The sequence below is a fragment of the Winogradskyella sp. genome (genome assembly GCF_965656915.1).
In the GTDB taxonomy this organism is placed as follows: Bacteria; Bacteroidota; Bacteroidia; order Flavobacteriales; family Flavobacteriaceae; genus Winogradskyella.
In genome coordinates this window covers 1-10,269 of sequence record NZ_CBFHMI010000076.1, presented here as the reverse complement: position 1 = coordinate 10,269, position 10,269 = coordinate 1, and the positions used below count along the sequence as shown (strand labels likewise).

Sequence of the window (10,269 nt, the reverse complement as noted above, 5' to 3'; positions counted from 1 at the left end):
TGTTCCTATTATTAAAGACGAAGGCGAATCACAACGACTAGCTGGTTATGGTTCTATGAACCAAGGTTACCAAGAAGTCTATGTTCATAATGACGAACTCGATAAGGCAATAACTATAGTAAATCGTGTAAAAGCTGAAATGGAAGCATAAAATTTTCTTTAAAGAAAATTTAAGCCGTTACAGCATACATTTTTTCACGCTGTTCTCTAATCTTTTTGTCGTTCATATATTCATCAAATGTCATGTAACGATCTATAACTCCGTTTGGAGTTAATTCAATGATTCTATTACCCACGGTTTGAGCAAACTCATGATCGTGCGTAGTCAGCATTATAGTCCCTTTAAAATTCTTCAAACAGTTATTAAATGCTGTAATACTTTCTAAATCAAGGTGATTTGTTGGTTCATCTAACATCAATACATTGGCTCTTATCATCATCATTCTACTGAGCATACACCTTACCTTTTCACCTCCTGATAAGACATCTGCAGTTTTTAAGGCTTCTTCTCCACTAAAAATCATTTTACCCAGGAATCCTCTAATGTAGACTTCCTCACGTTCTTCTTCAGTAGTTGCCCATTGACGCAACCAATCTACTAAAGTTAATTTGTTATCAAAATACTCACTATTGTCTAATGGTAAATAAGACTGCGTTGTTGTAACTCCCCAAGCATATTTTCCCGAATCAGCTTTTTCCTTACCATTAATAATTTGATAAAATGCTGTTGTCGCTCTTGAATCTTTAGAATACACTACTACCTTATCTCCTTTATTAAGGTTAATATCTATACCCTTAAATAATATTTCACCATCTAAGCTTGCGGTTAAACCTTCTACATTTAAGATTTGATCACCAGCTTCTCGTTCGCGCTCAAAAATAATGGCAGGATAACGTCTACTAGATGGTTTAATGTCAGATATATTTAATTTATCGATCATCTTTTTTCTACTGGTTGCCTGTTTAGATTTTGCAACGTTTGCAGAAAATCGACGTATAAATTCTTCTAATTCTTTCTTCTTTTCTTCTGCTTTTTTATTCTGTTGAGCACGCTGTTTAGCTGCTAATTGAGAGGACTCATACCAGAATGTATAGTTACCAGAATAATGATTGATCTTACCAAAATCAATATCTGAAATATGTGTACAAACGGCATCTAAAAAATGTCTATCGTGAGAAACAACAATAACACAGTTGTCGTAGTTTGCTAAAAAGTTCTCCAACCAAGAAATTGTTTCGTAATCCAGATCATTTGTAGGCTCATCCATAATTAAAACATCTGGATTTCCAAATAAGGCCTGTGCCAATAACACACGTACTTTTTGCTTACCATCAAGGTCTCCCATTAGTGTGTAATGTAAATCTTCCTTTATTCCTAAATTAGAAAGTAATGCAGCAGCCTCACTGTCTGCATTCCAACCATTCATTTCTTCAAACTGTACTTGTAACTCACCAATCTTTTCCGCATTCTCGTCGGTATAATCGGCGTACAAGGCATCAATTTGAGTTTTGAGATTGTATAAAGGTTTATTTCCTTTTAGTACCGTTTCAAGCACTGTATCTTCATCGTGCTTGTTATGATTCTGTTCTAAAACAGACATTCGTTTTCCTGGCTCTAAATGCACACTTCCAGAAGTAGGATCCATTTTACCTGCCAAAATCTTTAAAAAAGTAGATTTTCCTGCACCATTGGCACCTATGATTCCATAACAGTTACCATTATTAAAAGTGGTATTTACTTCATCAAATAATATGCGTTTACCAAATTGAACCGAAAGATTAGAAACTGATAACATAATTTATTTTTTTGCATTTTCCATAGCTTTAACTATGGCATTTTTTTGGAGTGCAAAAGTAGAAAATTATAGTCACTAGAGGAAATATAAACCCATCATAGTAAGTTTTAACGGGTTATTAACAAGACTTATACATTTCAAGGTATATTTTTGTTACGTAGATTATGAATAAAATCCCTTTAGTTACAAGACATATAGCCCTAACACTTGTTTTGGCATCAATCGCTTTTGGATGTAAATTTAATAGTGTTTCTGATCCCAGTTTCGCCTATATAGGTGGTGAAATTATAAATCCAAAAAACAATAGCGTTATACTACATAATGCAAAAGGTAAAGTTTTTGACACATTAAGCCTTGATGCTAATAATAGATTTCTGCATAAAATAACTAATCTTCAATCTGGTTTATACATTATAAGGCACGGAGGTGAATATCAAACCGTTTTATTAGAACCAAATGATAGTTTGATGTTTAGGTTAAATACTTATGACTTTGATGAATCATTGGTATTTACTGGTAAAGGGTCAAAAAAAAATAATTATTTAATAAAAACGTATTTATCTAATGAAGAAGAGGCTGACAAATTAGTCGAGTATTCTAAAATGGATCCGGAAGCTTTCGATCAATTTGTAGAAGAAAGACGACAATCTCAGCTCAACGAATTTTATAAATTTTTGGAGAAAAATGAAGAAGAATCGTCCTTTTTTAGATCTATTATAGAGGCCAATATAAACTATAATACTTATGCGGATAAAGAGATATACCCCTTTGCATACTTTGGTAATAATAAAATGATTCATATAAAAGATTTACCAGAAGACTTTTATAAACACAGAACTAGCATAGATTACAATGCTAATCACTTGAGTCACTTTTTTTCATATAACAGGTTTCTATTTTCTCATGTAGATAACCTTGCTATTAAATCTTACTATAATAATAACCCATATCATAGCAAGTTTAACAGGCATTCAATGGATTACAACAAATCTAAACTTGATCTTATTGATAGTATCATAACGGACGAAACTATTAAGAACAACCTTTTAAAATATAAAGCCAGAAATTTTATAAGTCACAATCACACTGAAGATGAAGCTAATGAAATATTAGATTACTATTTAGCAAAAAGTACAAACGAAGAAGACAAGTTATACATGAAAGATCTAGTGTCTTCTTTACAGCTGTTAAGACAAGGAAATCCTATTCCGAATCTTGCAGTAGTTAATTATAATGACACTGAGCATTATCTAAATAATATTATAACAAAACCAACTATAATTTACTTTTGGTCGTCTAATTCAAAATCTCAATATAGAAACAGTCATTACATGGTTACGAAATTAGAATCTGAGTTTCCTTATTTAGACTTTATTTCAATAAATGTTAATGATAATGATGATAAATTCTGGAAAAATATAATTGCCAATTATAATTTCCCTACGGTTAATGAATTTAAGTTTAAAGACTCTAAAGTTGCTCGAAAAACTTTAGCTGTTAACTACCTTAATAAGGCAATTATTGTAGATGAGAATAGCACTATATTACACCCTAACGTTAACATCTTTAGTTCAGATTTTCATAAAACTTTAGATGAATTATTACAAAAAAAGCACCTTATCGTTCAATAAGATGCTTTATCTCTTTTAAGTTATAATTAAAGCTTAATTTCCTTTCTTATAATCTGCTAAGAATTTTTCTAATCCAATATCTGTAAGAGGGTGTTTTAATAAGCCTGTTATAGAACTTAAAGGTCCTGTCATAACATCTGCGCCTAATTTTGCACAGTCTATAACGTGCATAGTATGACGTACAGAAGCAGCTAGTATTTGTGTTTCGAAAGCATAATTGTCATAGATATGTCTTATTTCTGCAATGAGATTTAATCCATCTGTAGAAATATCATCTAAACGTCCAATAAACGGAGATACATAGGTTGCACCTGCTTTGGCTGCTAATATAGCCTGGCCAGGAGAAAATACTAATGTTACATTAGTTTTTATACCTCTGTCAGAAAAATACTTACAAGCTTTTACACCATCTTTAATCATAGGTAATTTGATTACAATTTGATCGTGCAATTCTGCTAAAGCCTCACCTTCTCTTACCATACCGTCAAAATCGGTAGAAATGACCTCAGCCGAAACATCACCATCTACAATATTGCAGATGTCTACATAATGTTTCATTATATTATCAGTGCCAGTAATTCCCTCTTTTGCCATTAACGACGGATTCGTTGTTACACCATCTAAAATACCCATATCCTGAGCTTCTTTTATCTGACCTAAATTGGCTGTATCAATAAAAAATTTCATAAAAAATTGTTGTGTTTTTAGTTGGCACGAATTTACAACTTATCATAGCCATGTAATGAAGGAAATTATTAAAATATATTAACAACTTTAAAAAGCTGCTCAGTAATTACTATTCAATAATTATAGTGTATGTTTTTGAGGTACTATAATCGCAAAGAATATCTGGTTCTTCATTAAAATTATTTCTAAAAGGACCATCAACATCAAGATAAACCATCACTCTGTATGTGCCTGCTTCCAAAGGATTTCCTTCAATGCTTAAAGTTCTGTAATTGACATAGTAGTCCATACCTAAAGGCAACTCAGATACATCAAAATAGTAATCGTAGTCGTTATCTCTTGGTTCATTTCTTATTTCCGCCTTTATTTCTGCATAATAATAAGACGTTGTTGAACCTACAGGAAATCCATTGGTTTTTAATTCTGGTTCTTTTGGAATAATACAATTTAAAGGATCTTCACATCCAAAACTGATAATTACAAGTACAAAAACGAATATAAATTTAGAGGTTTTCATAATAGCTTATTTGAAATATACACCTCAAATAGTGTACCAGAATATCTATAGTTTGTAATGGTTCATCAAAAGTTTTTCATAAACCTTATCTGGAAGAATTCGTTTTAAGACTATGGAGAACTTTTGCATAAATGCACCTACCTTATAATGTACTTTGGGATTCTTCGTTTCTATAATTTTATGAATAGCTTTTGCCATTTGTAGAGGGTCATTACCACTATCTACATGCTCATCCATCATTTTTAGTGATAAGTTATACTTTTCATGGTAAGGTGAGTCATTTAAAACAGGAGCATGGTATCTTCCTGCGGCGATATTAGTTGCAAAATCTCCAGGCGCCACATTAGACATGTGAATATTAAAAGTTTTCAATTCCATTCTAAAGGACTCTGTAATTAATTCTAATGCTCCTTTGCTTGCACTATAAACACCTCTAAAAGGTAATCCCATGTAACCAGCAATGGAAGTCACATTAATAATCAAACCAGATTTATTAGAACGCATATGTGGTAAGACAGCCTTTATTACATTAATTGGTCCAAAAAAATTAGTATCAAAGTTGCGCTTGATTTCAGATTCTGGAATTTCCTCCATCGGACCGGTAATTCCAACACCTGCATTATTGATTAATACATCAATTTTAGAAGTCCTTTTTAAGACCTCATCAATACAAGTAGTAATAGTTTCCGATTTAGTGACATCTACAGCTACAATTGGAAATTTACTATTTGGATAATTTGCCGGGTTTCTGCTAGTACCATAAACCTTAAATCCTTTAGTAAAAAGATATTCACCAACCGACTTACCGATTCCAGAAGACGCTCCAGTTATTAAAACTACTTTAGACATTAATTGTAAAATTTATGGGTGCAAAATACAAATTTAGAAGGAGACTTTAGGGTACAAAAAAAGGCAAGCTACCTACATCACACCGCTACGACCGCATACCTTTGCTACGTTCCCGTCCTGGAGGATTAAGCAGGAGCTGGTTGTGTAGGACTTGCCCGGCGGCAAAGATACAATCTTTTAATACTTAAACAATGATTTTTAAACTGAATTTTATTTAATAACTTGCTCAAAAATCACATTAGCTCTATGCAGTTCTATAAATACATCATTGTCATTTGTTTAAGTATTTTTTTAATTAATTGTGGCGACACAAACAGTAAAAAACAAACTGGATTTGTAATAAATACAAATTCAAAATCTTTGATGCTTGGCGACACTTTGCAATTATCAATTTCTAATCCTAAACATCTCGAAATTTCTGGTATCAATTATACGCTAAATGATATTCCTATTTCAAAGACGTTTATATTAAATGATATTACGCTTGGTGAGAAAATAATTACCGCTGTAGTCAATTATGACGATAATTCTGATACCATTTCTAAAAAAGTAAAAGTTTATAATAATTCTATTCCTTCGTATTACTCGTATGAGATTATTAATACCTATCCTCACGATATGTCTTCATATACCCAAGGATTAGAGTTTTACAATGGTGATTTATACGAAAGTACTGGGCAACGTGGTGAATCGAAGTTACGAAAAGTCAATTTCGAAACTGGTGAAGTCTTAAAAAATATCAACTTAAATGATACTTACTTCGGAGAAGGCCTTACTATTTTAGATGATAAAATTTACCAACTCACATGGCAGGCTAATACAGGCTTTATATATGATGTCAATTCTTTTGAAAAACTAAGCTCTTTTAAATATGGTAAGAGTAAAGAAGGCTGGGGGATTTGTAACGATGGTAAAACACTTTATAAATCTGACGGCACCGAAAAAATATGGCTTATTAATACAGAAAATCTAACTGAGAAAAGCCATATCGAAGTTTACACCGAAAAAGGGAAAATTCCACAGCTCAATGAATTAGAGTGGATTGAAGGTAAAATATATGCGAACATATATCAACGCAACGGAGTTGTCATCGTAAATCCAAAAACTGGTGGTGTTGAAGGAGTTATAGATTTTAAACCACTCAGAAAATTAGTAACACAACACCCAGAATTAGATGTACTCAATGGTATAGCGTATCACCCTGAGCGTAAAACCATATTTGTTACCGGAAAAAACTGGGATAAACTTTTTGAAGTGACTGTAACAAAGAAATAAATTTTGTATGCAGGTTTTTGAGAAAACACATGTTGTCACCACAGATGATTTAGATGAACTTAAGCATGTCAATAATGTTAGGTATGTGCAGTGGGTACAAGATATAGCCGAAGAACATTGGTTAAAAAATGCGACAAAAGCCATTACCGACAACTATTTTTGGGTATTGGTAAGTCATCATATTGATTATAAAAATCAAGCGGTTCTAAACGATGAATTAGTTCTAAAAACATTTGTCACCAAATCTGAAGGAGTGAGTTCTATAAGGCAAGTTGAAATCACTAATACATCTAACAACCGTTTAATTGTAACATCAGAGACGAAATGGTGCTTTATGAGTACCGAATCTAAACGTCCAACCAGAATACCGCTCGAAGTTGCTTCACTTTTTGATTAACATATATTTAGGTTAAAGTTTTTTTAATAAGTCTATACTTGTCATTATAAACACTTTTCTTTAAAGCATCAATCAGATCAATATGCGTTTTCTTCTAGTATGTCTCACCTTTTACCTTTCGTTTTTATCGCTAAATGCCCAAACACTAAACGGAAAAATATATGATTCAAAAACTACAATCAAAGGTGTAAAAGTACTTAACGATACCCAGAATAGAGTAACAGCGACGGACGCAGAAGGGAATTTTAGCATTGTTGCAAAAGTGAGAGACACTCTATTATTTGAATCTTTATTTCATCATCCAAAAGTGGTTATACTTAATGCATCGCACTTTAAAGCTATAGCCGTTTTTGAACTTGAACAAATAGTAAATGAACTAGATGAAGTTGAAATACAATCAGAGCCAGAACAACCTGTTTTTAAAGAAGAGACCTATAACATTGAACTTCAGAATTTAATTAAAGAAGACATTAAACGAAATCCAGGGTTGTACCAATCACCTAACGCGACTTATGGTGTAGATTTTGTCTATCTCATTGGGCAAATTGCAAAACTATTTAAACGGAAAAACAAAAAACCTATTTATCAACCCATCACCTACACACAAATGGATTCTTTATTTAGAAAAAGTTCTTTTTTTACAACCGATCTAATTACTAAAGACTTAAAGATTCCCGAAACACGTAAATACCTATTCTTTGAGTTTTGTGTCGCGAAGCAAATGAGTTCAGAACTTTTGACCGAAAAAAAGAAAATGGAACTCTTAGAAAAATTAGTGCTCAATAGTCAACTATTTTTATTCTTGCTAGAAGAATATGGCACAGAGGAGGATACCCAAGACTAGATATATTAGTATAATTCTTCCAAATCATAATAAATCATAAGTTCAAAAGTTATATTTTTAGCCTATAATTTGAATTTTTATGATCAAACGATTTATCTACTTTATCTCTTGCTTTGCAATTCTTATTTTCTGGAGTTCTTGTCGTAATGATTTTGTATTTTCACCTAGTAATGGAAATTTAGAATTTGCAAAAGATACGGTCTATTTAGATACTGTTTTTAGCAATATTGGCTCAAGCACCTACAACCTCAAAGTCTATAACAGAAGTGATGACGATATTGTTATACCAATCATTCAATTAGAGAATGGAGTCAATTCATTTTACAGAATGAATGTAGATGGCACTACAGGACTTGAAGGTGCACAGGAAGGTAAGTTCTTTGAAAATGTAGAATTACTCGCCAATGATAGTTTGTTCATTTTTATAGAAACAACTATTGATTTTGCCACACTACCCTCTTTAGAGAATCAGTTTTTATACACTGATAAAATATTATTTGATTCCGGATCAGACCAACAAGACGTGGATTTAGTCACCTTGGTTAAAGATGCTGTTTTTATTTACCCTAATAGAGATGAAGACACAGGTATTATTGAAACCCTTACATTTGATGTTGATGGAGATGGCACACCAGACGATACCACCTTACAAGGACGTTTTTTGGAAGATGATGAACTCACCTTTACCAACGAAAAACCTTACGTTATTTACGGCTATGCAGGTGTAGATGAAGGTGAAACACTAGTTATGGAACCAGGTACAAGAGTGCACTTTCATGCCAATTCAGGAATTATTGTCACTAATAATGCCACATTACAAATCAATGGAGAATTAAGTGATGATTTAGATGAATTAGAGAAGGAAGTCATTCTAGAAGGTGACCGACTAGAAACGTTATATACTGATATACCAGGGCAATGGGGAACTATTTGGTTATTTGATGGCAGTGCAAACAATACGATTAATTATGCCACTATAAAAAATGCAACCATTGGAGTATTGTCAGAGTTTAATGATGATGCACCAAACGATAAATTAACGATTACCAATTCACAAATTTATAATTCCAGTGCTTTTGGTATCTTAGGAAGAGCTACTTCAATACGCGCTGAAAATGTAGTAATAAACAACTCAGGTCAGTCGTCATTTGCCGGTACATTAGGTGGAAAATATAATTTTACACATTGTACCATAGCCAATTACTGGAATAGCAGTTTTAGACAATTCCCAGCGCTTCTGATTAATGATTTCGCGATAGATGATAATAACATAACGTTTACCAATACCACTGAAGCCAATTTTATCAACTGTATAATTTATGGCAATGATAATCCTGAATTTTTGTTAGAAGACCAAGGAGATGATTTCAGTTTTAAATTTACCAATTGCCTTTTACGACTTAACCCAAATTTATTCAATACTGGTAATTACGACATTGATGATATGACTCTGTATGATAATAACATTTTTAATGAAAACCCTGATTTTATAGACCCTTTTGAAAATTTAATGCGTATTGGCGAAGATTCTGGTGCTAATGGAAATGCATTATCGCTAGTACCAATAGGTAGTGATTTACTAGCCACACCACGTAATTCTACAGCACCAGATATTGGAGCTTATGAGAGTGTTCCGTTTGAGGATTGATAATAACTGTTAGCTGTGCAATAATTTATTTCTAATTGGGTTAATTCTATCCATCTCAATCATTCTGGATATATTAAAAAGAAAAGCCCTTCAAACTAAACTGAAAGGCTTTGTTGTCATGCTGAATTTTTCCTCAGCATCTCAATTTATAATCTCAGCTTATGCATTAAATAAAGGGCGTCCTCCCATTAACTCGTTCACTTTTTTAGCAACACCTTCTAACAGCGTTTCATTGTTGTGATTCATCAATACTTCATCAATTAAATCTACAACATAAGCCATGTCATTTTCTTTTAGTCCTCTAGTTGTAATAGCTGGTGTTCCAACTCTAATTCCAGACGTCACAAATGGAGATTCTGTATCAAAAGGTACCATATTTTTGTTTACGGTAATATCTGCTTTTACTAAAGCATTTTCAGCATCTTTACCTGTAATATTTTTATTTCTCAAATCAATAAGCATCATATGATTATCTGTACCACCAGAAATTAAATGGTAATCCTTAGCGACAAATGCCTTAGCCATTGCATCTGCATTGTGTTTTACCTGTAACATATAATGCATAAAATCATCAGTTAAGGCTTCTCCAAATGCAATTGCTTTTGCAGCAATGATATGCTCTAAT

9 protein-coding genes, 1 other RNA gene and 1 pseudogene are annotated in these 10,269 nt (G+C 32.5%); 5 read left to right on the top strand and 6 right to left on the bottom strand.

The window, feature by feature from the left end:
• Positions 1-170: 170 nt before the first annotated feature.
• The gene (locus ACTG3Y_RS12620; RefSeq protein WP_439153280.1) at positions 171-1,796 is read right to left on the bottom strand and encodes an ABC-F family ATP-binding cassette domain-containing protein; all 1,626 of its coding nucleotides are present in this window, start codon (positions 1,794-1,796) and stop codon (positions 171-173) included.
• Positions 1,797-1,960: 164 nt separating this feature from the next.
• On the opposite strand from ACTG3Y_RS12620, the gene ACTG3Y_RS12615 reads away from it, so the two are divergent.
• Positions 1,961-3,427, top strand: coding sequence for a TlpA family protein disulfide reductase (locus ACTG3Y_RS12615; RefSeq protein WP_439153279.1), 1,467 nt, complete (start codon positions 1,961-1,963; stop codon positions 3,425-3,427).
• Between the two features lie 33 nt (positions 3,428-3,460).
• Here the strand turns inward: ACTG3Y_RS12615 and fsa are convergent, their stop codons facing one another.
• The 4 genes from fsa to ffs all read right to left on the bottom strand — a co-directional run bounded on the left by fsa (position 3,461) and on the right by ffs (position 5,637).
• On the bottom strand, positions 3,461-4,114 hold the full coding sequence (gene fsa, locus ACTG3Y_RS12610; protein WP_439153278.1) for a fructose-6-phosphate aldolase: 654 nt from the start codon (positions 4,112-4,114) through the stop codon (positions 3,461-3,463).
• A gap of 109 nt (positions 4,115-4,223) precedes the next feature.
• Entirely contained in the window at positions 4,224-4,631 is a 408-nt protein-coding gene (locus tag ACTG3Y_RS12605) for a hypothetical protein (protein ID WP_439153277.1), read from the bottom strand.
• A 45-nt stretch (positions 4,632-4,676) separates the two neighbouring features.
• Positions 4,677-5,480 (bottom strand): SDR family oxidoreductase, encoded by an 804-nt coding sequence (locus ACTG3Y_RS12600; protein WP_439153276.1) that lies wholly within the window; start codon positions 5,478-5,480, stop codon positions 4,677-4,679.
• A gap of 58 nt (positions 5,481-5,538) precedes the next feature.
• Positions 5,539-5,637, bottom strand: an RNA gene (gene ffs / locus ACTG3Y_RS12595) — signal recognition particle sRNA small type.
• 89 nt (positions 5,638-5,726) lie between these two features.
• Here ffs and ACTG3Y_RS12590 point away from each other — a divergent pair.
• The 4 genes from ACTG3Y_RS12590 to ACTG3Y_RS12575 all read left to right on the top strand — a co-directional run bounded on the left by ACTG3Y_RS12590 (position 5,727) and on the right by ACTG3Y_RS12575 (position 9,644).
• Positions 5,727-6,755, top strand: a complete 1,029-nt coding sequence (locus ACTG3Y_RS12590; RefSeq protein WP_439153275.1) for a glutaminyl-peptide cyclotransferase — start codon at positions 5,727-5,729, stop codon at positions 6,753-6,755.
• 7 nt (positions 6,756-6,762) lie between these two features.
• Positions 6,763-7,152: an acyl-CoA thioesterase gene (locus ACTG3Y_RS12585; protein WP_439153274.1), complete on the top strand. Its 390-nt coding sequence runs from the start codon at positions 6,763-6,765 to the stop codon at positions 7,150-7,152.
• A gap of 82 nt (positions 7,153-7,234) precedes the next feature.
• Complete coding sequence (locus ACTG3Y_RS12580) at positions 7,235-7,996, top strand: hypothetical protein (RefSeq protein ID WP_439153273.1); 762 nt, start codon at positions 7,235-7,237, stop codon at positions 7,994-7,996.
• A gap of 79 nt (positions 7,997-8,075) precedes the next feature.
• The gene (locus ACTG3Y_RS12575; protein WP_439153272.1) at positions 8,076-9,644 is read left to right on the top strand and encodes a hypothetical protein; all 1,569 of its coding nucleotides are present in this window, start codon (positions 8,076-8,078) and stop codon (positions 9,642-9,644) included.
• A 159-nt stretch (positions 9,645-9,803) separates the two neighbouring features.
• On the opposite strand, the pseudogene glyA reads toward ACTG3Y_RS12575, so the two are convergent.
• Positions 9,804-10,269, bottom strand: a pseudogene (glyA, locus tag ACTG3Y_RS12570) (serine hydroxymethyltransferase); the annotation flags it as partial.

Coding starts and splice junctions, on each gene's coding strand:
- ACTG3Y_RS12620 (WP_439153280.1), bottom strand. CDS start 1,796: ATGTTATCAGTTTCTAATCTTTCGGTTCAATTTGGTAAACGCATATTA.
- ACTG3Y_RS12615 (WP_439153279.1), top strand. CDS start 1,961: ATGAATAAAATCCCTTTAGTTACAAGACATATAGCCCTAACACTTGTT.
- fsa (WP_439153278.1), bottom strand. CDS start 4,114: ATGAAATTTTTTATTGATACAGCCAATTTAGGTCAGATAAAAGAAGCT.
- ACTG3Y_RS12605 (WP_439153277.1), bottom strand. CDS start 4,631: ATGAAAACCTCTAAATTTATATTCGTTTTTGTACTTGTAATTATCAGT.
- ACTG3Y_RS12600 (WP_439153276.1), bottom strand. CDS start 5,480: ATGTCTAAAGTAGTTTTAATAACTGGAGCGTCTTCTGGAATCGGTAAG.
- ACTG3Y_RS12590 (WP_439153275.1), top strand. CDS start 5,727: ATGCAGTTCTATAAATACATCATTGTCATTTGTTTAAGTATTTTTTTA.
- ACTG3Y_RS12585 (WP_439153274.1), top strand. CDS start 6,763: ATGCAGGTTTTTGAGAAAACACATGTTGTCACCACAGATGATTTAGAT.
- ACTG3Y_RS12580 (WP_439153273.1), top strand. CDS start 7,235: ATGCGTTTTCTTCTAGTATGTCTCACCTTTTACCTTTCGTTTTTATCG.
- ACTG3Y_RS12575 (WP_439153272.1), top strand. CDS start 8,076: ATGATCAAACGATTTATCTACTTTATCTCTTGCTTTGCAATTCTTATT.